At 74.9% G+C, this 22,312-nt stretch carries 21 protein-coding genes, 1 pseudogene and 1 riboswitch; of the genes and pseudogenes, 10 read left to right on the top strand and 12 right to left on the bottom strand.

Annotated elements, in window-relative coordinates:
• Window positions 1–191: 191 nt before the first annotated feature.
• Window positions 192–707, top strand: a complete 516-nt coding sequence (locus tag COO58_RS26275; RefSeq protein ID WP_091569099.1) for a GNAT family N-acetyltransferase — start codon at window positions 192–194, stop codon at window positions 705–707.
• A gap of 58 nt (window positions 708–765) precedes the next feature.
• On the opposite strand, the gene paaN is transcribed toward COO58_RS26275, so the two are convergent.
• The 3 genes from paaN to COO58_RS26260 all read right to left on the bottom strand — a co-directional run bounded on the left by paaN (window position 766) and on the right by COO58_RS26260 (window position 5,282).
• A complete protein-coding gene (gene paaN, locus COO58_RS26270) occupies window positions 766–2,439 on the bottom strand; it encodes a phenylacetic acid degradation protein PaaN (RefSeq protein ID WP_176558982.1) in 1,674 nt (557 codons plus the stop codon).
• 361 nt (window positions 2,440–2,800) lie between these two features.
• The gene (thrC, locus tag COO58_RS26265; RefSeq protein WP_091569094.1) at window positions 2,801–4,090 is read right to left on the bottom strand and encodes a threonine synthase; all 1,290 of its coding nucleotides are present in this window, start codon (window positions 4,088–4,090) and stop codon (window positions 2,801–2,803) included.
• A 12-nt stretch (window positions 4,091–4,102) separates the two neighbouring features.
• Window positions 4,103–4,235, bottom strand: a riboswitch (SAM riboswitch).
• A 72-nt stretch (window positions 4,236–4,307) separates the two neighbouring features.
• Entirely contained in the window at window positions 4,308–5,282 is a 975-nt protein-coding gene (locus tag COO58_RS26260; RefSeq protein WP_098747686.1) for a DMT family transporter, read from the bottom strand.
• A 90-nt stretch (window positions 5,283–5,372) separates the two neighbouring features.
• Here COO58_RS26260 and COO58_RS26255 point away from each other — a divergent pair, with 90 nt between their 5' ends.
• Both COO58_RS26255 and COO58_RS26250 read left to right on the top strand, forming a co-directional pair.
• A complete protein-coding gene (locus COO58_RS26255; protein ID WP_091569089.1) occupies window positions 5,373–5,681 on the top strand; it encodes a helix-turn-helix transcriptional regulator in 309 nt (102 codons plus the stop codon).
• Window positions 5,682–5,688: 7 nt separating this feature from the next.
• Window positions 5,689–6,342 carry a DUF4232 domain-containing protein gene (locus COO58_RS26250; protein ID WP_098747684.1) on the top strand — a complete coding sequence of 218 codons (654 nt, stop codon included), beginning with the start codon at window positions 5,689–5,691 and terminating at the stop codon, window positions 6,340–6,342.
• 51 nt (window positions 6,343–6,393) lie between these two features.
• Here COO58_RS26250 and COO58_RS26245 read toward each other — a convergent pair whose 3' ends face one another.
• From COO58_RS26245 to COO58_RS26235, 3 genes are all read right to left on the bottom strand, one after another.
• Complete coding sequence (locus tag COO58_RS26245; RefSeq protein ID WP_091569084.1) at window positions 6,394–6,843, bottom strand: DoxX family protein; 450 nt, start codon at window positions 6,841–6,843, stop codon at window positions 6,394–6,396.
• A gap of 385 nt (window positions 6,844–7,228) precedes the next feature.
• Entirely contained in the window at window positions 7,229–8,152 is a 924-nt protein-coding gene (locus COO58_RS26240; protein ID WP_091569082.1) for an ABC transporter permease, read from the bottom strand.
• Window positions 8,152–11,019 carry an alpha/beta fold hydrolase gene (locus tag COO58_RS26235; RefSeq protein ID WP_091569079.1) on the bottom strand — a complete coding sequence of 956 codons (2,868 nt, stop codon included), beginning with the start codon at window positions 11,017–11,019 and terminating at the stop codon, window positions 8,152–8,154. Before COO58_RS26235 ends, COO58_RS26240 begins: the two co-directional genes overlap by 1 nt.
• 375 nt (window positions 11,020–11,394) lie before the next feature.
• Here COO58_RS26235 and COO58_RS26230 point away from each other — a divergent pair, with 375 nt between their 5' ends.
• From COO58_RS26230 to COO58_RS26200, 7 genes are read left to right on the top strand one after another with little or no spacing between them, the layout of a single operon-like run.
• Window positions 11,395–12,567, top strand: a complete 1,173-nt coding sequence (locus COO58_RS26230; RefSeq protein ID WP_091569077.1) for a hypothetical protein — start codon at window positions 11,395–11,397, stop codon at window positions 12,565–12,567.
• Complete coding sequence (locus COO58_RS26225; RefSeq protein ID WP_098747682.1) at window positions 12,554–15,418, top strand: ATP-binding protein; 2,865 nt, start codon at window positions 12,554–12,556, stop codon at window positions 15,416–15,418. The genes COO58_RS26230 and COO58_RS26225 overlap by 14 nt, the downstream gene beginning before the upstream one ends.
• Window positions 15,415–15,879, top strand: a complete 465-nt coding sequence (locus tag COO58_RS26220) for a roadblock/LC7 domain-containing protein (RefSeq protein WP_091569071.1) — start codon at window positions 15,415–15,417, stop codon at window positions 15,877–15,879. The genes COO58_RS26225 and COO58_RS26220 overlap by 4 nt, the downstream gene beginning before the upstream one ends.
• Window positions 15,876–16,325, top strand: a complete 450-nt coding sequence (locus COO58_RS26215) for a DUF742 domain-containing protein (protein ID WP_098747681.1) — start codon at window positions 15,876–15,878, stop codon at window positions 16,323–16,325. The genes COO58_RS26220 and COO58_RS26215 overlap by 4 nt, the downstream gene beginning before the upstream one ends.
• Complete coding sequence (locus COO58_RS26210) at window positions 16,303–17,064, top strand: ATP/GTP-binding protein (protein ID WP_176558981.1); 762 nt, start codon at window positions 16,303–16,305, stop codon at window positions 17,062–17,064. The genes COO58_RS26215 and COO58_RS26210 overlap by 23 nt, the downstream gene beginning before the upstream one ends.
• 46 nt (window positions 17,065–17,110) lie before the next feature.
• Complete coding sequence (locus COO58_RS26205; RefSeq protein WP_091576883.1) at window positions 17,111–17,611, top strand: hypothetical protein; 501 nt, start codon at window positions 17,111–17,113, stop codon at window positions 17,609–17,611.
• Window positions 17,612–17,649: 38 nt separating this feature from the next.
• On the top strand, window positions 17,650–19,866 hold the full coding sequence (locus tag COO58_RS26200) for an AAA family ATPase (protein WP_098747679.1): 2,217 nt from the start codon (window positions 17,650–17,652) through the stop codon (window positions 19,864–19,866).
• 4 nt (window positions 19,867–19,870) lie between these two features.
• Here COO58_RS26200 and COO58_RS26195 read toward each other — a convergent pair whose 3' ends face one another.
• The 6 genes and pseudogenes from COO58_RS26195 to COO58_RS26170 all read right to left on the bottom strand — a co-directional run bounded on the left by COO58_RS26195 (window position 19,871) and on the right by COO58_RS26170 (window position 22,311).
• Window positions 19,871–20,224 (bottom strand): gas vesicle protein K, encoded by a 354-nt coding sequence (locus tag COO58_RS26195; RefSeq protein ID WP_218012425.1) that lies wholly within the window; start codon window positions 20,222–20,224, stop codon window positions 19,871–19,873.
• The gene (locus COO58_RS26190) at window positions 20,221–20,463 is read right to left on the bottom strand and encodes a gas vesicle protein (protein ID WP_091569063.1); all 243 of its coding nucleotides are present in this window, start codon (window positions 20,461–20,463) and stop codon (window positions 20,221–20,223) included. The genes COO58_RS26195 and COO58_RS26190 overlap by 4 nt, the downstream gene beginning before the upstream one ends.
• Window positions 20,454–21,269 (bottom strand): GvpL/GvpF family gas vesicle protein, encoded by an 816-nt coding sequence (locus COO58_RS26185; RefSeq protein WP_091569061.1) that lies wholly within the window; start codon window positions 21,267–21,269, stop codon window positions 20,454–20,456. The genes COO58_RS26190 and COO58_RS26185 overlap by 10 nt, the downstream gene beginning before the upstream one ends.
• A gap of 151 nt (window positions 21,270–21,420) precedes the next feature.
• A pseudogene (gvpJ, locus tag COO58_RS31310) lies at window positions 21,421–21,573 on the bottom strand (gas vesicle protein GvpJ); the annotation flags it as partial.
• Window positions 21,574–21,622: 49 nt separating this feature from the next.
• Window positions 21,623–21,970 carry a gas vesicle protein gene (locus COO58_RS26175; RefSeq protein ID WP_098747677.1) on the bottom strand — a complete coding sequence of 116 codons (348 nt, stop codon included), beginning with the start codon at window positions 21,968–21,970 and terminating at the stop codon, window positions 21,623–21,625.
• A complete protein-coding gene (locus COO58_RS26170) occupies window positions 21,967–22,311 on the bottom strand; it encodes a gas vesicle protein GvpG (RefSeq protein ID WP_091569052.1) in 345 nt (114 codons plus the stop codon). The genes COO58_RS26175 and COO58_RS26170 overlap by 4 nt, the downstream gene beginning before the upstream one ends.
• Between the last annotated feature and the right edge of the window lies 1 nt (window position 22,312).

Below are 22,312 nucleotides of genomic sequence, written 5' to 3'. Positions count from 1 at the left end.
GACCCGGGAACCGGCGGACCGGCACCGGCGGCGCACCGGTTTCGGCGATCGGCGACGGCCGCTGAATCGGTGACCGAAATCGCACGCTACACGAGGCGTGACGACCGCGCACGACCACAAATCGGGCATATTCCGGCCCGGAACACGGCACCCGCGTACACCGTCCGGGGACCGTCCGGTATGCATGCGGCATGACCAGCACGACCGTCCTGACCACCGTCCGCCGGATCCGTCCGGAGGACGCCGCCCGGATGCGCGCCCTCCGGCTGGAGATGCTCGCGGACAGCCCGCTGGCCTTCCTGGAGACCGTGGCCGAGGCGGCGGCCCGGCCGCACGCCGACTTCGCCGCCCGGGTGGCGGCGGTCTCGCGCGGCGACCACACCGCCCAGTTCGTGGCGGACCCGGGCGGCCGCCTGGTCGGTCACGCGGGTGGGGTCGCCGCGCCGGACGAGCCGGGCCTGACGCTGGTCTACGCGGTCTACGTGACACCGGCCCGGCGGGGAAGCGGACTGCTGGCCGCGCTGGTCGACGAGGTGGCGGCCTGGTCCCGGGCCTGCGGGCGGCCCGAGCTGATGATGGAGGTGGTGGTCGGCAACGACCGCGCCTACCGGGCCTACCAGAAGCTGGGCTTCACCGACACCGGGGTACGCGTCCCGCACCCGCGCATCCCCGGCCTGCACGAACTCCAGATGCGCCGCGCGGCCTGACGGGTTGTTAAGCGGGGGCCCCTTCTCTACCGGAGGCGTTAAGAAGGGGCCCCGCCTTTCACGCGTGCCGGCGGCTCTGCACGACCCGGAACCGGTTGGCCACGTACGCGCCGTCGGTCAGCGCGGAGTTCGCCGCCGGGTTGGCGCCGGAGCCGTGGAAGTCGGAGAACGCCGCCGACTGGTTGACGAAGACGCCACCGGTCAGGTTGCAGGACAGGTGCACCCCGGCGTCGATCGCCGCCGCCTCGGCCGCGTCCAGCACCGCCTCGTCGGTGGAGTAGACCGCCGCGGTCAGCGCGCCCTTCTCCCCCACCGTCTCGCGCAGGATGCGCAGGCTGTGCTCGGTGGAGTCGGTGGCGATGGCGAACGAGATCGGCCCGAACCACTCCCGCGAGTAGGTCGCCGTGTCCCCGGCGTCCAGCTTGACCACGGTCGGCGTGCGCACCACCGCGCCCGGGAAGGACGGGTGCGCGACGGACCGCGACTCCAGCACCGGCTCGCCGACCTTGGTGACCTCCTCCAACCGCTCCAGCACCCCGTCGTTGACGATCGCGCCGGTCAGCTCGACGCCGCGGGCCGGGTCGGCGGTCAGCTTGGCGACCGCGCCGGCGATCCCGGCGGCCACCTCGTCGAAGCTCTTGTGCCCCTGGTCGGTGTCGATGCCGTCGCGCGGGATCAGCAGGTTCTGCGAGGTGGTGCACATCTGGCCGCTGTAGAGCGTCAGTGTGAAGCCGAGGTTGCGGCAGAGCCCGGCGAAGTCGTCGGTGGAGTCGATCACCACCGTGTTCAGGCCGGCCTTCTCGGTGTAGACGGCGGCCTGCCGGGCGTTCGCCTCCAGCCAGTCGCCGTACTCGGTCGAGCCGGTGAAGTCGACGATCTTCACGGCCAGGTGCAGGGCCAGCGTCGAGGCGAGCTTCTCACCCTGCGCCTCGGGGGCGAGCTGCACCAGGTTCGGGTCGAACCCGGCCTCGGCGAGCACCTGCCGGGCGTACTTCACGGTGACGGCGAGCGGCAGCACCGCGCGCGGGTGCGGCTTGACCACCACCGGGTTGCCGGTGACCAGCGACGCGAAGAGACCGGGGTACGAGTTCCAGGTCGGGAACGTGTTGCAGCCGATGACCAGGGCCACGCCGCGGGGCACCACGTGGAACGTCTTGGTCATCCGCAGCGGGTCGCCCTTGCCGGCGGCCTTCTCCCAGCCGGCCGTCCCCGGGTGGCGGCTCATCTCCGCGTACGCGTAGGCGACCGCCTCCAGCGCCCGGTCCAGCGCGTGCGCGCCGCCGGCCTGGAACGCCATCACGAACGCCTGGCCGCTGGTGAACTGCACGGCGTTGGCCAGCTCGAACACGTTCTTGTGGAGACGGTCGAGGATCTCCAGGCAGACCCCCGCCCGAGCCTGCGGACCGGCGTCGCGCCAGGCCGGCAGCGCGGCGGTCGCGGCGGACACCAGCTGGTCGGCGCCGGCGTGCGGGTAGCGCACGTCCAGCGGCACACCGAACGGGCTGGCCTCGGTGGCGACGCTGCTGCCGTCGCCCGGCTGGTCGAGCGGGAAGTCCCCGCCCAGGTACGCCTCGAACGCGGCCTTGCCGTCGGCGGCGGCGGTCTCGCCGTACACCCGAGGGCTGGGCGACTCGGGATAGGCCGACCAGTACCCGCGCTCCGTGATCGCGGTCAGCGCCCGGTCGAGGGTCTCGCGGTGCCTGTCGTACAGGGGGTGCGGGGTCTCCGTCATGCCCGCCATCATGCAACAGGAAGCCACCAGATCAGTAGGGGCGTGTCACAACTGAAGATCGGTCGCCGGCGAGCGGATCGGGCCGGAACGGCGACAGGGCCAGCGGATGTCCGCTGGCCCTGCGCGAGGTTGGTCGGGAGGGACGTCCGCACAACGCCTCCGGCGTTGGGTCGCAAGAACTTGAAAAGTCTCCGGCGGATGCCCTCCCGCACGAAGCATCTTGCGCCGTCCGGTTCCTGCCGTCAAGTCCTTGTGGGTGGGTTTCTGGCACTCACCGCACATCGCCGGTTACCCACCGGTCCTGCCCGATCCCCCACCCGGGCGAGTCCCACCTCCACCGCCCGACCGAGTCGATCAAGGCTTAGGTGAGGAGGTCGGCGTCGCGGGCGGCGCGGAGGCTGGGCTTGATGCGGTGGGTGGGGCCGACCTGGGCGGCCACCGCGTCGAGCGTCTTGAGACCCTCGCCGGTGTTGAAGACGACCGTCTCCGCCGTCGGGTCGAGCCGGCCCGACTCCACCAGCTTGCGCAGCACCGCGACCGTGACGCCGCCCGCGGTCTCGGCGAACACGCCGGTGGTGCGGGCGAGCAGCCGGATGCCGGCCCGGATCTCGTCGTCGTCGGCGTACTCCATCCAGCCGCCGGTGCGGCGCACCGCCTCCAGCGCGTAGAGGCCGGCGGCCGGGTCGCCGATGTTCAGCGACTTGGCGATGCCGGTCGGCTTGACCGGGACGATGGTGTCGCTGTCGGCGTGCAGCGCGGTGGCGATCGGGTTGCAGCCGGCGGACTGCGCGCCGAACACCCGCCAACCGCCGGCCGGCGCCTCGACCAGGCCGATCTCGACCAGCTCGGTGAACGCCTTGTCGATCTTGGTGAGCAGCTCGCCGCTGGCCATCGGGATGACCACCTGGGCCGGGATCCGCCAGCCGAGCTGTTCGGCCACCTCGTAGCCGAGCGTCTTGGACCCCTCGGCGTAGTAGGGCCGGACGTTCACGTTGACGAACGCGGTGTCCTCGAAGTCGTCGGTCTCCACCAGCTCGCCGCAGAGCCGGTTCACGTCGTCGTACGAGCCGTCGACGGCGACCAGGTCACCGCCGTAGACCGCGGTGGTGACGACCTTGCCCTGCTCCAGGTCGCCGGGGATGAAGACCACCGACGGCACGCCGGCGCGCGCGGCGTGCGCGGCGACCGAGTTGGCCAGGTTCCCGGTGGACGCGCAGGCGTAGCGGGTGAAGCCGAGCGCCCGGGCGGCGGTCAGCGCCACCGACACCACCCGGTCCTTGAACGAGTGGGTGGGGTTGGCGCTGTCGTCCTTGACCCAGAGCGGGCCGGTGAGGCCCAGTTCGGCGGCGAGGTGCGGGGCGGACACCAGCGGGGTCAACCCGGGGTCCAGGGTGACCCGGGTGTCCGGGTCCTGGCCGGCCGGCAGGAGGTCCGCGTACCGCCAGATGCTGTTCGGGCCGGCCTCGATGCGCTCCCGGGTGACGGTGGCCAGGGCGGCGGTGTCGTAGTCGACCTCCAGCGGCCCGAAGCACTCGTAGCAGGCATGCTGAGCGGCCAGCGGGTACCGCGCGGAACAGGCGCGACAGACCAGGGCGCGGGCCGGGCTGCGGGTGGTGTCGATGCCGGGTGCGGCGGGAAGCGTCGACGTCATGTCGAGGGTGTCCTCTCATCTTTCCCCGCATCGCCGGGTGCGGCGGGGACGGAATTGGCACCTGCCCGCTGTCGCTCGTCGTCGAGCGCGCGGGTGGTTGCCGGGGCGTCTTCGGGCCGTATCCCTCAGCCCCTCTGGATGAGGTATGCAGTTGTGCCGCCGAGTCTATGCGCCGCTCACGGCCACGCCACCTCGGGATCCCACGCTGTGGGCCGGCTCAGCGGCCGACCACCGCGACCGGCTCGACCACCGCCGGCCGGTCCACCACGGCCGCCGGCACGGGGGTCGCCGTCGTGGCCCGCCGGGCCGGGGTACGGGTGACCAGGTTCGCCGCCACCAGGGCGGCGACGGTCAGCCCGGCGCCGGCCAGCTCGACCGCGCCCGGCCGGTAGCCGCGCAGGATCTGCACCGCGAACGTGGTCACCGGGACCAGGTTCATGAACAGCGCGGCGTCCGCCGCCCCGAGCCGCCGGACGCCGGTGTTCCAGGCCAGCACCGCGACCACGGCGGCGACCAGCACCGCGTACGCCAGCTGGGGGGCGACCGCGACGAGGTCGGCGGCGTGCGGGGCGTGCTGGACCCCGGTGAGGTCGGCGGCGGCGCTGGCGGCGAGCATGGCGATCGTGCCGGCGACGGCGGTCAGCGCGGTGTAGCGCAGCGGTGACCACTCGGGGAACCGGGTCGCGCCGTGGGTGTAGAACGCCCAGCCGAGCACGGCGCCGACCATGAGCAGCCCGCCGAGACCGAACTCGCCGAGCCCGTCGAGCCGGCCGCGGGTGATCACCAGACCGACGCCGACGAGCGCGACCAGGGAGAGGCCGAGCATCGCCGGCCGGGGCCGGATGCCGTCCCGCGCCCAGCGGACCAGCTGGGTGACGACCGGCACGGTGGCGGCGAACAGGGCGATCTGCTGCGGGGCCGCGTGCCCGAGCGCGAGGTTGGTGAGCGTGTTGAAGCCGGCGAAGCCGAGCGCGCCGAGCAGCAGCACCTCAACCCCACGGCGCTGCGTGGTCAGGGCGGTCACCCCCTCCCGGGCCAGGAGCAGGGCGACCAGCACGGCGGTGGCGAGCACGTACCGGGCGGTGGTCAGGTTGAGCGCGTCCACCCGGGTGAGCGCGCTGGCCAGGACGGGGAACATGACGCCCCAACTGAGCACCGCGAAGAGCGGGAGGGCGGCGGAACGGGATCGCATCGCGGCTCCTATGTTCGAGTATCGTCGAACCAACGAAGCCGACTCTAGGAGGTTGTTCGACGGATGTCGAACATGGGTTACCCTGGTCACATGGAACTGCACGAACCCGAGTTGCGCGACGTGCCGGTGACCGCGGTGCTGGCGGCGCTGGCCGACGACGTCCGACTGCAGATCGTGCGCACGCTGGCCCGGGGCGGCGAGCACGCCTGCGGCACGTTCGAGTTCGGCGTCTCCAAAGCCACCCGCAGCCACCACCTCCGGGTGCTGCGCGAGGCGGGCGTCACCCGCACCCGCGTCGCCGGCACCAGCCGCTACGTGCGCCTGCGCCGCGAGGAACTGGACCGCCTCTACCCGGGCCTGCTCGACGCGGTCCTCGCCGCGCCCGACCGGGTGGCATGATCACCGGATGCGGAACCCGGCGGCCCGACTCGGCGTCATCGCCGGGCTGACCCTGCTGACCGCCTGCACCGCGACGCCGCGCCCGGTGGACCCACTGTCCACGCCGCCGCAGCGGCCGGGGGCCGCGCCCGACAGCGCGACACTCACCCCGGCCTGCTCCCCGGAGGGCATCCGGATCGTCGAACTCGGGGTGAGCGCCGCCATGGGGCTGCGGGCCATGGGCCTCGACCTGGTCAACTGCGGCGACCGGCCGTACGAGCTGCGCGGCTATCCGGCGGTCGCGCTGCGGGACGCCGACGGGGACCCGATCACGGTGCGGGTGATCCCCGGGGCCGCCCCGATCACCTCGGGCTTCGACGACCCACCCACCGCGCTCGTGCTGCGTCCCGGCGAACGGGCCGGCGCCGCGCTGATCTGGCGCAGCCTGGTCACCGACGCGACGGTGGTGGCGACCGACGGCGTCGAGCTGGACGTCGCCCCGGTGGCCGGCCGGCCGGCGTACCCGGTCGCGCTGGACGGGCCGATCGACCTGGGCAACACCGGTCGGCTCGGCGTCAGCGCCTGGAAGCGCCGCGACCCGGCGCCGACCACACAGGCGCCCGCGCCGTCCGCGCCGATCGGTCCGCCGTCGCTCGCGACCACCCCGGTCAACCCGCTCTGAGGCCCCGGCACGGGACGGGAGCCCCGCACCAGGACCCGGTGGGCGACCGACTCAGGCGGGGACCGACGCGCGAGGCGCGGGGGTGGCGTCCGCGGGCTCGCCCCGGCGGCGGGACAGCAGCGCGTCGAGCGCCCAGGGGCCGGGGCCGAGCACCGCGACCAGCAGGAACGCCCAGCAGAAGAGCGCGGCCAGCTCACCGCCGTTGCCGAGCGGCAGCAGGCCGTGCGGCTGGTGCACCACGAAGTACGCGTACGCCATCGAGCCGGAGGCGAGCAGCGCGGCGGGCCGGGTGAGCAGGCCGACCAGCACCAACGCGCCGCAGACCAGTTGGATCAGCGCGGCCCACCAGCCGGGCCAGGTGCCGAACGGGACCGCCCCGCCGGTCGCCGGGTTGCCGCCGAGTATTCCGAAGATCGACGCCGCGCCGTGGAGCAGGAAGAGCAGGCCGACGACGATGCGGAACAGGGAGAGCACAGGGCCTTTCAACTGGCTCGGGACCATGGGAAACCTCCTGGGACGGGTATCGGACGACGTCCAGGATGGCGGCGCAGAAGATTGAAGTTAATCGATTCTTTGCTGGCGGGACAACTTCGTGGGAACGCTCCCATGATATGGAAGTCCGAAAGCCGCCGGGAAGACCTGCGGCTCGACTCGGCCCGGCTCGGCGAACCCCAGTTAGTCAGGCCCTCCCCAGTCGGCCCCGCACGGTCGGGTGAAGCTTCTCCCGAGTGCGATATGACTCAGAGTCATAATTATGACGCTGAGTCATAAGAGGTTCGAGGCGACATTGCTTCTGACGAAGCGTTGCGGAGAGTGACCGCCGTGGCCAGGCGAGAGTCGAGCTGGCCGACAGCCGACCGGCCCCGACGGGTCGGTGACGGCCACCTCAGCTCGTGACGTCCTTGCGGGTGAAGCGCCAGAAGGCCAGCCCCCAGAACAGCGTGGCGTAGACGATCGCCGAGATCGCGCCCTTGACCACGTCGTCGGTCTGCATCGGCGACGACAGCAGCCCCAGCCAGGCGCTACTGTAGTGGGTCGGCAGCAGGTTCCGCAGCCCGCCCAGCGCGGTGATCTGGTCCAGGATGCTGGACAGGATCCAGAGCAGCACCGCACCGCCGACCGCGCCGAGCGCGGCGTCCGTGGTCACCGAGAGCAGGAACGCCAGCCCGGCCACCACCAGCAGCACCACCGCCAGGTAGCCCAGCACGCCGAGCAGCCGGAGCAACCCGTCGGCCGGCGCCAGCTCGGCGGAGACCTGGCTGCTCAGCGGCTTCCACCCGTACCGCAGCGTGCCGGCGAGCAGCGCGGTGCCGGCCAGCAGCACCAGCGCCAGCCCGGAGTACGCGAGCGCGACCACCAGCTTCACCGCGAGCAGCCGGGCCCGGGGCACCGGCACCGCCAGCAGGTAGCGCAGGCTGCCCCAGCTCGCCTCGCTGGCCACCGTGTCGCCGCAGAACAACGCCACCACGACGACCAGCAGGAACGACGCCGACACCAGGATCGAGAACAGGGTGAAGTTGAGGCCGCCCGAGGTGGCCAGGTCGGCAAGGCTGGCGAACTCGCCCCGGCCGCCGCCGTCGTCGTCCCCGGAGTCGAACTGGAACGCCACCAGGATGATCAGCGGCAGCAGCACCATGAACCCCAGCGCGAGCTGGGTCCGGCGCCGCGACGCCTGCCGCCGGAACTCCGCGCCGAACGGCATCGTGGCCGACGGCCGGTAGCCGGCCGCCGCCCCGCCCGCGCCGGGCGCAGCCGTACCGCCGGGTGCGACCGCGCCACCGCCGGACGACGCCACCGAAGAACCCGCCATCACCGGTCACCGCTTCCCCGAGAGTTCTCGCCCACCAGGGCGAGGAACGCGTCCTCCAGGCGGCGCCGGGGCACCACCCGGTCCACCCCGATGCCGGCCCGGACCAGCTCCGCCACCACCTCGCTGCGGGCGGTGCCGTTGGTGTCGACCACCAGCCCGCCGTCGGAATCCGGCAGCACCCGTACGCCGTCCAGCCGGTCGAGCACCGTACGCGCCGCGTCCGGGTCGCTCACCTCGAACAGCACGCTCGGCGACTCGCCGACGATCTCCTCGACCGGCCCGGAGGCCACGATCCGACCCTTGTTCACCACCACCGCGTGCGTGCAGGTCTGTTCCACCTCGGCGAGCAGGTGGCTGGAGACCAGCACCGCGCGGCCGTCGGTGGCGTACCGCTGGAGCACCCGGCGCATCTCCGCGATCTGCGGCGGGTCCAGCCCGTCCGTCGGCTCGTCGAGCACCAGCAGCTCGGGCAGGCCGAGCATGGCCTGGGCGATGGCGAGCCGCTGCCGCATGCCGTGGCTGTACTTCTTCGTCCGCCGGTGCACCGAGTCGCCCAGACCGGCGATCTCCAGCGCCTCGTCGAAGTGGGCGTCCTCCCACGGCCGCCCGGTGGCCCGCCAGTACGCCTTGAGGTTGTCCAGACCGGACAGGTGGGGCAGGAAGCCGGGCCCCTCGACCAGCGCGCCGATCCGGGAGAGCACCGGCGAGCCGGGCACCAGCCGGTGGCCGAAGACGTGGATCTCCCCGGCGGTGGGCTGGGTCAGCCCCATCAGCACCCGCAGCGTGGTGGTCTTGCCCGCGCCGTTCGGCCCGAGCAGGCCGACCACCTGGCCGGGGTGCACCTCGAAGTCCACGTCGGAGACCGCGACGAACCCGTCCGCGTACTCCTTGCGCAGGTTGCGCACGGCGAGCGGGACGCCCGCGTACTCCGGATGCACGGAGCTGTCCTGGCGACGGTGCCGACGGCGGGTGACCAGGACGACCACGACGAGCCCGACCACGATCGCGGCGAGCAGGCCGGCCAGCACCCAGCGCCACACCGCGGCGGTGGTCGGGATCGGCGCGGCGTCGACGGTGGGCAGCACCAACGGGCCGTCGCCGAGCGCCACCGTGTGCACGGTCGGCTCGGCCGGGGTGGCGTACGCCTGGTCCGACGTCGCCACCACGAGCCGCAGCCGGTGCCCGGCCTCGACCCGGCGGACGATCGCCGGCAGCGTGACCGAGACCGGGGCCGCCGCGTCCAGCGTGCGCGGCAGGCCGGTCAGCCGCACCGGCGCGACCAGGCCGGACGGCAACGTGGACGCGCCCTGCGGGTCGACGTCGTAGAGCTTGACGAAGAGCACCGCCTCGCCGGTGGGTGAGGCGGCCCGGATCCGCACGGTCGGCGCGCCCACCACGTCGACCGGGTCGTCCAGCGGCGCCGACTCGAAGCGCGCGTGCTGGCCGGGGATGTCCCCGGCCACGCCGTCGAGCAACGAGCCGAGCGCGCCCGCGAACGGCACCGCGGAGATCGCCGCCGGGTTGCCGTTGGGCGGCACGGCGACCGGCTGGGCCCCGCCGGTCAGGGTGATCTCCCGGCGGCCCTGGCCGGCGACGCCCGGATAGTCGTCGGTGCGGAAGCCGGTGGCCACCAGGCCGCGGTCGAGCGCGTCGAAGCCGGCGATCCGGGAGAACGTGAAGGTGTCGCCGGGGGCCGGGCCGTCGCCCCTGACGTAGTGGTCGAGCCACTGGGCGGTCAGGAACTTCACCCGGTCCGAGTCGGAGGTCGGGCCGGCGCCCCCGTCGTGCCCGCCGGTGAACCAGGCGACCCGCACCGGCGTGCCGGCGGCGGCGATGCCGCGCGCGTTGGCGTCCGCCTCGGTGAGCGGGAAGAGCGTGTCGGCCTCGCCCTGGACCAGCAGGGTGGGGGCCTTGATCCGGTCGAGCACACCGGCCGGCGACGACCGCCGCAACAGCGCCACCGCCGCCGCGTCGGCCCGGCCGGTGGTGGCGATGCGCAGGTACGCGGCGCAGACGTCGGCGGCGAAGCGACCGCAGGACGGATCGGCGGCGGCGCCACCCGGCGCCCGTCCGGAGCTGCTGCCCGGGCCGGCGCCCGGCTGCGGGCTCGCCGGGCCGGCGGACGCGGGAGCGCCCTCCGGCTGGGCCGCGGTGGCGCCGGAGAGACCGGCCGGACCGGAGCCGGCGTTGCCGCCACCACCGAAGAAGATGCCGGCCCAGCCCTTCTTGAACACGCCGTCGGTGGGCTCCCGGCCGGTGCTCTCCGGCAGGAACGCCCGGGACAGGTCGTTCCAGGTGATCATCGGGACGATCGCGTCGACCCGCTGGTCCTGCGCGGCCAGCAGCAGGGCCAGGCCGCCGCCGTACGAGCCGCCGACCACGCCGACGCGCGGGTCGCCGGCCGCGTCCAGGCGCACCTCCGGGCGGGCGGCGAGCCGGTCCAGCAGGCGCTGCGCGTCCCGCACCTCGTGGTCCGGGCTGTCCAGGTGGATCTGGCCGCCGCTGCGGCCGAAGCCCCGGGCGGTCCAGGTGAGCACCGCGTACCCCCGGGCGACCAGGTCCTCGGCGTCGGCGCGGACCGACTCCTTGGTGCCGCCGAACCCGTGGGCCAGCAGCACCGCCGGCACCCGGTTGGTCTCCGAGGCGTCGCCGGGCAGATAGAGCGTGGTGTCCAGGTCGACCGGCTCGTCCCCGGTCGGTCCGGACCGGACGGTCACCACGGCCGCCTCGGTCCGGAAGTCCGGTCCCTGCGGGCGGACCGCCCAGACCAGGGCGGCCACGACCAGGACGACCACCACGACGGCGGCGACGATCCGGCGCGGACGGCCGGCGAGGGCGCGCCGGACCCGCGCGACGGGTGATCTCATGCGGCACACGGTACGGGCCGCCGGCTGAGCGTTCCCTGAGATCCGCCGTACGTCCGTCCGGCTGGGCCGTTCGGCGCGTGCCGTCCGTCGTCCGCAGAAGGTCCAGACCATCCCAGCGGGACGTATTCGGATCACGTGAATTCACATCTACAACCGCAAATCACCGTCGATGTCGCGTCTCGCCACGTCGATCGAACGCTCCGTGTTCACCCCATTGACGTTCCGTCATACCCACCGAAGTGACGTGAAGCCGACTCATCGACCGAGGTTCCGACCACGCCCGGTTCGGCTACTTTTCCGGTCCGGTGCACGGGACTGCGTACGGCGACCTCCCGGGGCACCGCATCACCCTGCCGTCGCCGGAGGAGACAGACCATGACAGTTCCCGCGCCGCGGGTCCGTCGGCGGCCCTCCGTACCGGGCCGTGTCCTGCCCCTGCTGCTGGTGCTGGCGCTGATCGCCCCGCTCGGTCTGCTCTTCGCCCAGGCCTCCGGCACCACCGCCGACGACCACGACCTGGCGACCCGGGAACGCCTCGGAGTCCGCTACCTGCGCGCCCTCGGGCCGGTCACCGACGCGCTGGTCGAGGCCCAGTCGACCGCCGTCGCCGGGGCGCCGGTCTCCCGCGCGGCGCTCAACGCCGCGATCGAGCGGGCAGCCGAGGTGGACGCCGCCGTCGGCGACGAGCTGCGCAGTCACGAGCGCTGGGCCGGGCTGCGGGCCAAGGTGGAGGCGCTGCCGGACCGCGGTCTCGGCGACCCCGAGGCGGCCTACCGGGCGTACGGGGAGGCCACCGACCTGCTGCTGGCCCTCTACCGGAAGGTGCGGGAGAGCTCCGGCCTGATCCGCGACCCCCGGGCCGACTCCTTCTTCCTCCAGGACGGCATCGGCGGCGACCTGCCCACCGCGACCGTGCTGGCCGGCCGGCTCGCCGACCTGGTCCGGCTGGCCCCCGCCCGCCCCGCCGCCGAGCGGGTCAAGACCGGCGCCGAGCTGTCCGAGCTGCGGGTGGCCGCGCTCGGCCCCGCCATGGACCTGGTCGCCGACCTGCGCTCGGCGGTGGACAGCTCGGAGAGCACCGACCTGGGCGCCAACGTGCTCACCCCGCTGGACACCTACCAGCGCTCGCTGGAGGCGTTCACCGCGTTCTCCGCGCCCGGCCCGGGGCGCGCCGCACCGAGCACCGACCAGCTCACCAACGCCGGCCTGACCGCCCAGAACGCCGCCAAGGAACTCCGCACGGTGATCCTCGACCAGCTCGACGCGCTGCTGGAGGAGCGACTGGACACGCTCGACCGGGACCGGCTCCTGGCCCGGATCGCGGCCGTGGTCGCGGTCGCGCTGCTGGCCGGGCTCGCCGTGGTCCAGCTCGCCGCGTGGCGCCGGGGTCGGCACCGCTCCACCGAGGCGCGGGAGCCGGCCGAGGCCGGCCGGCCGGCGACGGTCCGCCCGGACCAGCCGGCCGCGACCCGGCCCGCCGACCGCCAGCCCGTCACGGTGGGCGGCGGCGACGCCGAGCGGTGGAGGCCGTTCGATGCTGCTCGCTAGATTGCGGATCCGGGGCAAGCTCGCCCTGCTGGTGATCATCCCGCTGCTCAGCATGGTCGGGCTGGCCGTGCCGGTGGTCGTCGACCGGGTGGCCACCGCGCAGCGCGCCGCCGACACCGCCGAGACCGTCCGCGTCGCCAGCCGGATCGGCAGCCTGGTCCAGGACCTCCAGCAGGAACGCCTGCTCTCGGTCGGGTTGCTGCTCGGCCGGGTGACCCGCACCGAGCTGATCCAGAAGTCCGTCACCGTCGACGACCGGGCCGCCGACCTGCGCGCCGAGACGCTGCCGGCGCCGGTCCGCGCGGCCCTCGACGGGGTACGCACGCTGGCCGACGTCCGCACCACAGTGCTCGCCGGGCGGGCCACGCCGGAACAGATCCTCACCGCCTTCGCCGCGGTCGACACCGCCCTGATCGAGTCGTTGCGGCTGCCGTTCCAGGTGGACACCGACACCCCGGCCGGGCGACAGGTGCTGGCCCTGGACGCGCTGCTGCGCGCCGACGAGGGGCTGAGCTCCTGCGCCACCCAGATCGTGCTGGTCAAGGCGACCGGCGACGCGAAGGTGGCCGGCTCGTACATCGCCTGCATGGCCGCGCTCAACGTGGACAACCAGCGGTTCCGCAAGCTCATCACGCCGGAGCAGCTCAAGCTGGCCCGGCTGGACGACGCGGCCGTGGCGGCCCGGACCAGCCCGACGTTCCTGGTCGACAGCGTCCGGGACCCGATCGGGGCGATCGCGCCGGTGCCGCTGGACGCGCTCTTCCCCTCGGTCCGCTCGATGATCACCCTGGGCCAGTTCGTGGAGAAGAAGGTCGTCGCGGACGTGATCGCGGAGACCCGCAGCGAGCAGCGGACCGCGTTGACCGCGGCCTGGCTGGTCAGCGTGGCGGCGGTCCTGATCCTCCTCCTCGTGGTGCTGCTGAGCATGACCGTGGCGCGGACGGTGGCCCGGCCGCTGAGCCGGCTCACCCGGTCCGCCGAACGCGTCGCCCGGGTCGCCGAGGCCGAGCTGACCCGGGTCGCCGACGACGAGACCGAGTCGGTGCCACCGGTCCGCCTCGACCCGGTGGACGTCGACGCCCGGGACGAGATCGGCGACCTGGCCCGCGCGTTCGAGCGGGTGCAGCACACCGCCGCCCGGCTGGTCGAGCGGCAGGTGGCCGGCCGGCGCAACGTGGCGCAGATGTTCGGCCACGTCGGCCGGCGTACGCAGAACCTGGTCGGCCGCCAGATCGCGCTCATCGACCGGCTGGAACGGCAGGAGGCCGACCCGGCCCGGCTGGAGCACCTCTACCGGCTGGACCACATCTCCAGCCGGCTGCGCCGCAACGCCGGCAGCCTGGTGGTGCTCTCCGGCGCCACCGGTTCGGACGGGCACGTGGCGCCGGTCCCGCTGGCCGACGTGGTGCGGCTCGCGCTCGGCGAGATCGAGGACTACACCCGGGTCGACGTGCAGGTGCCACCCGGCGTCTCGGCCGCGCCCGCGATCGCCGGCGACCTGGTGCTGGCGCTGGCCGAGCTGATGGAGAACGCCACCTCCTTCTCACCGCCGCACACCCGGGTGGTGGTGGCCGGTGAGCTGACCGACGGCGGCGCCCGCCTCACCGTGGTCGACCACGGCATCGGCCTCACCGCCGAGCGACTCGCCGAGGAGAACGCCCGCTTCACCCGGCGGGAACGGCTCGACCTCGCGCCGACCGAGGTGCTCGGCCTGTTCGTGGTGGGTCGGCTGGCCCGCCGGCACGGTTGGACGGTCCGGTTGGCCGCGACCTCGGGCGGCGGGGTCACCGCCGGCGTGGAGATCCCGGCCGCGTCGCTGGTGGTCCGCCGGCCGGAGCGCCCCTCCGCCACGGCGGCCCGGGCCACCGTCGCACCCGCGGAGCGGCCGCCGGCACCGACCGCCGAGGCGCCGACGCCCGGTCTGCCCCGCGAGGGTGTGCCGGTCGGCCCCCCGCCGGCCGCCGTCGAACCGGCCGGGTTCGACGCCGAGCTGCTCACCCGGGCCACCCGCAGCATCGCCACCGGCGATTCGTGGGACGCGTTCGGCAGTCAGGCCGACACCCCGGACCCGGCCGGTCCGCGGGACGTGCCGGTGGCTGTCGCCCCGGCCGGCGGCGCGCCGGTCGACGATCTCCGCTTCCCCACCGCCGGGCCGCCGCCGGCCTGGCCGCCCGCCGCCGGGCCGGCGACCACGCCACCCGTCGGCCCGGCCACGTACCCCGCCGACCCGACCCCGCCGACACCGGTCGTCGGCCCGGCACCGGCCGCTCCCCCGGCCGCCGGGCCGACGACCGGCCCCGCCCGCGTACCGTCCGACGGCCCGCCGCCCGGTCCCGCCTTCCCGCCGGCCGGCCCACCGCCGGTGGCCCCGGCCGGCCCACCGCCGGTGGCCCCGGCCGGACGGCCGTCCACCGGACCGGCTCCGGTCGGCCCGCCGGCGGGGCGACCCGGACCGGCCGGCACCCGGCCGATCCGCAAGCGGGTGCCCGGGGCGAACCTGCCCACTGGTGCCCCGGCGGGCCCCGCCGGCCCGGCGACCGGGCCGCTGATCGGGATCCCCGCCGACCCGGCCTCGGTCCGGGCGCTGGTCGAGGCGTTCCAGGACGGCGTACGCCGGGCCGAGGACGACGTCACCCCGGCCCCGCCGACGCCCGGACGCCCCCGGCTCAGCCGGCGGGTGCCCGGAGCCAACCTGGCCGTCTCCCCGGTGCCGGCCGCGCCCCCGACCAGCTCCGACCCCGGCGACCCCGTCGAGGTCCGCAACCTCATCACCGAGTTCGAGGCGGGCGTCGCCCGTGCTCTGCGCGAAGTCAGTACCGACCGTCGCTACGAAGAGGATCCATCACGGTGACCAGCCCGTTCCTGCACGACAACGTCGAACAGAGCTCCACCGGCGACCTCAGCCCCGAGGCGCGTACCTTCAACTGGCTGCTCGACTCGTTCACCTCCAGCACGGCCGGGGTGATGGAGGCGATCGCGGTCTCCTCGGACGGGCTGCTGATGGCCATGTCCGCCATCAAGGACCGGTCCAACGCGGAACGCCTCGCCGCCGTCGTCTCCGGCATGACCAGCCTCGCCGGGGGCGCCGCCAGCTGGTACGCGCTGGGCGCGCTCAACCGGGTGATCGTCGACATGGCCGAGGGCTACCTGCTGATCAGCGCGATCAGCAGCGGTTCGGTCCTCGGCGTGGTCGCCGACCGCTCGGCCAACCTGGGCACCGTGGCGTACGAGATGACGCTCTTCGCGGGCCGCGCCGGTGGCGCCCTGAGCCCCCGCCTGATCGCCGAGCTGAAGAACGCCGTCCAGCAATGATCCCGGGGGCCGCCGGCGGGGACCCGGAGCCGGAACCCGGCGTCCGGATCCGTCCCTTCCTGCGCGCGTCCGCCCCGCTCACCGGGTCGGACGCGGGCGACGGGGAGCCGACCGGCCCACGCCCGTTCGTGCTCACCGCCGGACGGGTGGACGGCGACCCGGCGATCGGCCTGGAGACCCAGGTGACCGCCCGCGCGGGCAGCGGCAGCTGGGCGGTGACCGCCCGGCTGGCCCCGGAGCTGGCGGCGATCGTCGCGATCTGCGCCGAGCCGGTGTCGGTCGCCGAGATCTCCGCCCGTACCCGGATGCACTTCGGGGTGACCCGGGTGCTGGTCGGCGACCTGCGCGCCGCCGGTCATCTCGACGTGCACGTCGCGGACGTCGACGACGCCCTCGATCCCGACATCATCCTGCGAGTGATTGATGGACTCCGTGCGATCTCCTGAATGGCCGGCGGCGGCCCTGGGCGGGCCGTCCGCGAACAGCGCCCCCACCCGCTACGGCGGTCCGGCCCCGCTGATCGGCCGGGCCACACCGCCCCCGCCTGCGCCGCCGCCGCTGCCGTACCGGCCCCCCGGCGTGCCCGGCGAACCGGCCCCGATCGTGCGGCGGGCGCCCGCGCCCCGCCCGCCGATCCCGGTGAAGATCCTCATCGCCGGTGGCTTCGGGGTCGGCAAGACCACCACCGTGGGCGCCATCTCCGAGATCGCGCCACTGACCACCGAGGCGGAGATGACCAGCGCCGGCATCGGCGTGGACGACCCGGGTGGGGTGGCCGGCAAGACCACCACCACGGTGGCGATGGACTTCGGCTGCGTGACCATCGACCGCAGCCTGAAGCTCTACCTCTTCGGCACGCCCGGCCAGGCCCGTTTCGGCTTCATGTGGGACGACCTGGCGCGGGGCGCGCTCGGCGCGCTGGTGGTGGTGGACAGCGCCCGGCTCGACGACTGCTATCCCGCGATCGACTTCTTCGAGCGGGCCGGGCTGCCGTTCGCCGTCGGCGTCAACGCCTTCGACGGGAAGCTGGCGCTGGACCTGCCGTCGATCCGCTGGGCGCTGGCGATCGCCGAGCACGTGCCGCTGGTGCAGTTCGACGCCCGGGACCGCCTCTCCGTCCGGGACGCCCTGCTGGTCGTCCTGGACCGGGCGCTGGACCGGGCGACCCGGTCCCGGGAGGGTTGAACCGACGCTCGATCCGGTCCGTTTTCTGGCGAAGGGGGTGGACGCGATGAGGGGTGATCTGGACGAGACACTGGCCCGGCTGGCTCGGCGCGAGGAGGCGCGGCGCCGACGGGAGCCGCTGCCCGGCGAGCCGGCCGAAGCGGCCGAACGGGGTGCCGCGGCCGACGGGCCGGTTCCGGACGGGCCGCCGGACCGGCGGGCCGGGCACGGCGCGTACCGGCTGCGGGGCGGTGAGGCGCCGCACCGGCGGGACCCGGTCGAGGAGGTCGCCGAGGCGGTCCGACGGGTGGTCGCCGAGCATCCCGGGCTCGACGTGACGCTCCGGGTCGAGTTGGGCGGCCAGGCGTACCCGCTGCGGGTCTCCTGGGCGGGCCCGGCGGTGACGGTCGGCCCGGCCGCCGCGCCGGCGCCCCCGCCGGCCTGGCCGATGTCGGTGAAGACGGTGCCCGCGCCCGGGCACGACCCGCTGGACACCGACCCGGCGGCCCGGCTCGCCGAGATGATCCGCCGGGACCCGTCCCTGCTGGAGGACCCCGGCCCGCGCTGACCCGGACGGGGTGTGGTGCCGGCGGCTACTGTCGGCGGGTGGCGGAACCCGACCTGACCCTGACCGCGAGCCTGCGGCCGGCCGCGCTGGACGCCCGCCGGGGCGTCGTACGCCTGCACCCCGAGGTGCTGACCGCGCTGGCCCTGCGCCCCGGCGACCCGGTGCGCCTGACCGGTCGCCGGGTGACCGCCGGCATCGCGGCCGCCGCCGAGCCGGGCACCAGCAGCGCCCTGCTGTACGCCGACGACCTGCTGCTCGGCAACCTCGGCGTGCGGGCCGGCGGGCAGGTCACGGTGAGCCCGCTGCCGGCCGCGCCGGCGCGCCGGGTGACAGTGGCCGGCCCGGCCGCGGTGGTCGCCGCGGTCCCGCCGGAGATGCTGCGGCTCGCGTTGCTGGGCAAGGTGGTCACCGCCGGCGACGACGTCTCGCTGCTGCCGCAGGACGTGCTCCCGGACGCCGCCGTGCGCGGCCTGGTCGAGGCGGCGCGGCGCAGCCTCGCCAGCTCCGTCGGGTACGCCTGGACCAGCACCCTGCTCACCGTGGTCGCGGCCGAGCCGGCGACCGGCGCGCTGGTCACCATGGAGACGGTGGTGGGCTGGGAACACGGCCCGGCCACCCGCGGCTCCGGCCCGGCGGACGTGCCCGACTCCGCGCCCGTCGCGACGGCGGCCGAGGGTCTGCTCGGTCCGGAGGACGCGCCGGACGTGGACGAGCTGCCCGGCCTGCGGGCCCAGGCCGAGGAGCTGACCGAGCTGCTGGACCTGGGCTTCCACCACGGGGAGGTGCTGGGCCGGCTGGGCACCACCGTCTCGCTCGGGGTTCTCGTCGAGGGCCCGGCGGGCTCGGGCAAGGCAGCGCTGGTCCGCGCCGTCGCCGCCCGGGTGGGCGCGCGGATCCGTCCGCTCTGGGCACCGGAGCTGGCCGCGTCGACCGCCGACGCGGCGGCCCGACGGTTGCGCGAGGCGGCCTCGGCGGTACGCGCCGGCGGACCCGCCGTGCTGCTGGTCACCGACGTGGAGGCGATCGCCCCGGCCGACGAGCCGGGCCCGCTGGCCACGGTGTTCCGGCAGGTCGTCGCCGAGACGGTACGGGCCGGCGCGGCGGTGGTCTGCACCAGCGCCCGCCCCGAGGCGGTGGACCCGGCCCTGCGCGGCCCGGACCTGCTGGGTCTGCGGATCACCGTGCCGCTGCCCGACCCGGCGCTGCGCCGGGAGCAGTTGACAGTGCTCACCCGCCAGGTGCCGCTGGCCGGCGACGTCCGGCTGGACGAGGTGGCGGCGCGTACCCCCGGTTTCGTCGCCGCGGACCTCGCGGCGCTGGTCCGGGAGGCCGGGGTGCGGGCGGCGCTGCGGCAGAAGACGGCGGAGACGCCGACCGTGGCGATGGCCGACTTCACCGCCGCGTTGGAGGTGGTCCGGCCGACCACCATGGCGTCCTCCACGCTGGAGCTGGCGTCGGTGACGCTGGACGACGTGGGTGGGCTGCACGAGGTCAAGCAGACGTTGACCGAGTCCGTGCTCTGGCCGCTGACCTATCCGGACACGTTCGCCCGGCTGGGGGTGACGCCGCCGCGCGGGGTGCTGCTCTACGGGCCGCCCGGCTGCGGGAAGACCTACCTGGTCACCGCGCTGGCCGGCTCCGGTCGCGCGAACGTGCTGTCGGTGAAGGGCGCCGAGCTGCTCTCCAAGTGGGTGGGCGACAGCGAACGCGCGGTCCGCGAGCTGTTCCGCCGGGCCCGGGAGGCGGCGCCCACCCTGGTCTTCCTGGACGAGGTGGACGCCCTGGCTCCGGTGCGCGGCCAGGCCACCGACGGGGGTACCACCGACCGGGTGGTCGCCGCGCTGCTCACCGAGCTGGACGGGGTGGAGGCGCTGCGCAACGTGGTGGTGGTCGGCGCGACGAACCGCCCGGAGCTGGTCGACCCGGCGCTGCTGCGTCCCGGCCGGCTGGAGCGCCTGGTCTACGTGCCCCCGCCGGACGGTCCGGCCCGCGCCGAGATCCTCCGGGCGGCGGCGCGGAACGTGCCGCTCGCGCCGGACGTGGACCTGGACGCGCTCGGCGGCGACCTGGACGGCTTCTCCGCGGCCGACTGCGCCGCGCTGGTGCGGGAGGCGGCGCTGGCCGCGATGCGCGAGTCGCTGAGCGCCCGCACGGTCACCGCCGGGCACGTCGAGGCGGCCCGCGCCCGGGTACGCCCGTCCCTCGATCCGGCGCAGCTCGCCCACCTGGAGTCGTACGCCGCCACCCGGCGGTGACGGCTCAGTCGGTGGGCAGCAGCGGCCCGAGCGGGCCCAGGTCGAGGTTGAGGTCCTCGGGCGAGAGTCCGAAGTAGTCGCGGAGCTGGGTCATCTGCTCCTCCAGCGCCATCAGCGTGGCGCCGATGCGCTCGACCTGGTCGTCGTCGAGGTCACCCAGGTCGACCCGGCGCAGCGCCTGCCGTTCCATCAGCTGGCGGAGCAGCTCGACCACGGTGAGCACCAGGCTGGCCAGGCCGCGCTCGACCGAGTTCTCGTCGACCGCGAGCCGCCGGTCCAGCGGCCGGACCCGGGGCGCGGTCCACGTCGACTCGCCCAACGCCGCGGCCAGCTCGGCCGCCTCGTCCCGGGTGGTCACGTCGCCACCGCCGGCTCCGGCGCGACGGGTCCCGGCTCGGGCGGGGCGAGGGCCCCGACGGACGCGATCAGCGCGCGCAGCGAGATCCGGACCAGGTCGACGTCCGCGATGGCCAGGGTGATGTCGCCGGTGACCACCACACCGGCGGCGAGCACCCGGTCGAGCAGGTCGACCAGCGCCACCTGCCCGTAGGCCGACGGGTCGTCGACGCTGCTCGGGGCCAGTGCCGTCACGGCCATGCCGACTCCGCCGCCGGTTCCGTCACGAACGAGTACGCCGGCCACGGGCCGGTCAGCTCCAACCGCAGCTCCGGGTGCCGGTCGGCGAGTGCTCCCGCCAGCGCGCGGAAGCCGTCCAGACCGGCGCGGTCGACCAGGTACGCGCCGTTGAGCACCATCGCGGTGGCCGCGCCGGAGAGCCGGCGGTCCTGCGGCGCGTGCCGCCGGGCGGCGACCGCGTGCCCGGCGAGCGCGGCGTGCACCGCCGTCGCCGCGTCGGCGGCGATCCGCTGCCCCTCCTCGCGGGCGGTGAGCTGGGCCCGACGCCGGCGCAGGTACGCCGCCCCCGCGCCGCCCCCGCCGCCCGGCTCCTCGGTGCGCGGGGTGGCGCCCGGCACCACGTACCCCTTGACGCCCCACTCCTCGCGGCCGGTGAGCCGGGCCAACGTGCCGGACAGCTCGTCGTGCCGCTCGGCCAACACCCGGGCCACCCGGTCGTCGTCGCGGTGGACGGTGGCGAGCCGGGCCGGCACCACGGCCCCGGCGCGGGCGAGCGCGTCGACCACCGCGTGGTGGGCCCGCGCGGCGCGTTCCAACCAGCCCAGGTCCTCCAGGTTGCGGCGCAACGCCTCCTCGCCGTACTCGGCCAGCGGCGCGTCGCCGACCACGGCGACGAGGCCCGCGCCGGTGACCGCGCGCACGGGCGTGCCGGCGATGCCGGGGATCCCGGCCAGGGTCGTCGGGGCGACCTCCGCCACCACGCCGTGCAGCCAGACGCCACTGCCGGTCTCCGGCGCCGCCGGGGCGGGTTCAGCTGTCGTCGTCATCCCACTCCTCCCTCGCGACACGGGCGGCGACGCGCGGCCGGCGGGACGCCTCGACCTCCTCGGGGTCGCGGGGTCCCGGCTCGACCGGTGGACGGGCCCGGGAACTGAGCCACGGGTCGTGCTCCCACCAGTCGATGCCGATCTGCCGCGCGGTGTCGACCGAGGCGATGACCAGCCGCAGCTTCAACGTCAGCAACTCGATGTCGAGCAGGCTGACCCGGATGTCGCCGGCGATGACGATGCCCCGGTCGAGGACCCGTTCGAGGATGTCGCCGAGGTTCGCCGGCTCGTGCCCGGCGCCCATCACCTGGCCGGTGTTCTGCACCACCGGCGGTTGCCGCGCTGTGGTCATCTCAGCCCCCGTCCCCCTTGCCGCGCTGGTAGCGGCGCGTCCGCCGGTAGCCGAGCAGGTCACCGGTCATGTCCAGCTCCACCTCGTAGAGGCCGAGCAGGTCGGTGGACGCGGGGATGCGATGGTCCTCGACCACCTCCACCCCGACCAGCCAGCCGTCGTCGGTGGGCTGGATCGAGGTGATCCCGAGCGGGTCCTTGCCGGTCAGCGCCACGACCTGACGCAGCCCCTCCCGGGCCGCCTCGGCCGTGCTGATCGCCTCCTCGTCGTGCTCGTCGAGGTAGCGTTCCTCGGCCCGGCCGTCCTGCCGCTGGCGGTTGCCGTCGCCGCGGATCCGTGTCGACGTCATGTCCTCCCCCTCGCCCCCCGTTGCTGCTCCCCCCGCCGGCGGGCGGGGCGTCGCCGGGCGGGCGGCGGCGGTCGATCGCCGCCGTTCGCCCGGGACGCGCTACGGCCGGTCTTCGCACCCTGCGGCGTCAGCCGGTCCAGCACGCGCTGCTGGCCGCGGTCGCGCTCCTCCGGCGTGATGTCGCCGGCTTCCGCCGCCCGGTCCAGCTCCTCCAGCTCGCGGCGGATGTTCACCGGGTCGTGCTGCTTCGACTCCGCCTCCCGGGCGACCACCTTGACCATCGCGGTGAGCCCGCGCACCGGCGCGTACGGCAGGGTCAGCAGCGCCCACAGGATGTCCATC

This window comes from Micromonospora sp. WMMA1996 (assembly GCF_002573675.1).
In the GTDB taxonomy this organism is placed as follows: Bacteria; Actinomycetota; Actinomycetes; order Mycobacteriales; family Micromonosporaceae; genus Micromonospora; species Micromonospora sediminicola.
The sequence above is the reverse complement of the archived record's forward strand: the minus strand, read 5'-3'. Positions and strand labels throughout refer to the sequence as shown.

Excerpts from the sequence above, each read along its gene's own strand:
- COO58_RS26275 (WP_091569099.1), top strand. The coding sequence starts at position 192 with ATGACCAGCACGACCGTCCTGACCACCGTCCGCCGGATCCGTCCGGAG.
- COO58_RS26215 (WP_098747681.1), top strand. The coding sequence starts at position 15,876 with ATGATCCCGGGGGCCGCCGGCGGGGACCCGGAGCCGGAACCCGGCGTC.
- COO58_RS26235 (WP_091569079.1), bottom strand. The coding sequence starts at position 11,019 with ATGAGATCACCCGTCGCGCGGGTCCGGCGCGCCCTCGCCGGCCGTCCG.
- paaN (WP_176558982.1), bottom strand. The coding sequence starts at position 2,439 with ATGACGGAGACCCCGCACCCCCTGTACGACAGGCACCGCGAGACCCTC.
- thrC (WP_091569094.1), bottom strand. The coding sequence starts at position 4,090 with ATGACGTCGACGCTTCCCGCCGCACCCGGCATCGACACCACCCGCAGC.
- COO58_RS26210 (WP_176558981.1), top strand. The coding sequence starts at position 16,303 with ATGGACTCCGTGCGATCTCCTGAATGGCCGGCGGCGGCCCTGGGCGGG.
- COO58_RS26190 (WP_091569063.1), bottom strand. The coding sequence starts at position 20,463 with ATGGCCGTGACGGCACTGGCCCCGAGCAGCGTCGACGACCCGTCGGCC.
- COO58_RS26205 (WP_091576883.1), top strand. The coding sequence starts at position 17,111 with ATGAGGGGTGATCTGGACGAGACACTGGCCCGGCTGGCTCGGCGCGAG.
- COO58_RS26240 (WP_091569082.1), bottom strand. The coding sequence starts at position 8,152 with ATGGCGGGTTCTTCGGTGGCGTCGTCCGGCGGTGGCGCGGTCGCACCC.
- COO58_RS26175 (WP_098747677.1), bottom strand. The coding sequence starts at position 21,970 with ATGACGTCGACACGGATCCGCGGCGACGGCAACCGCCAGCGGCAGGAC.
- COO58_RS26170 (WP_091569052.1), bottom strand. The coding sequence starts at position 22,311 with ATGGACATCCTGTGGGCGCTGCTGACCCTGCCGTACGCGCCGGTGCGC.
- COO58_RS26245 (WP_091569084.1), bottom strand. The coding sequence starts at position 6,843 with ATGGTCCCGAGCCAGTTGAAAGGCCCTGTGCTCTCCCTGTTCCGCATC.
- COO58_RS26225 (WP_098747682.1), top strand. The coding sequence starts at position 12,554 with ATGCTGCTCGCTAGATTGCGGATCCGGGGCAAGCTCGCCCTGCTGGTG.
- COO58_RS26230 (WP_091569077.1), top strand. The coding sequence starts at position 11,395 with ATGACAGTTCCCGCGCCGCGGGTCCGTCGGCGGCCCTCCGTACCGGGC.
- COO58_RS26185 (WP_091569061.1), bottom strand. The coding sequence starts at position 21,269 with ATGACGACGACAGCTGAACCCGCCCCGGCGGCGCCGGAGACCGGCAGT.
- COO58_RS26250 (WP_098747684.1), top strand. The coding sequence starts at position 5,689 with ATGCGGAACCCGGCGGCCCGACTCGGCGTCATCGCCGGGCTGACCCTG.
- COO58_RS26260 (WP_098747686.1), bottom strand. The coding sequence starts at position 5,282 with ATGCGATCCCGTTCCGCCGCCCTCCCGCTCTTCGCGGTGCTCAGTTGG.
- COO58_RS26255 (WP_091569089.1), top strand. The coding sequence starts at position 5,373 with ATGGAACTGCACGAACCCGAGTTGCGCGACGTGCCGGTGACCGCGGTG.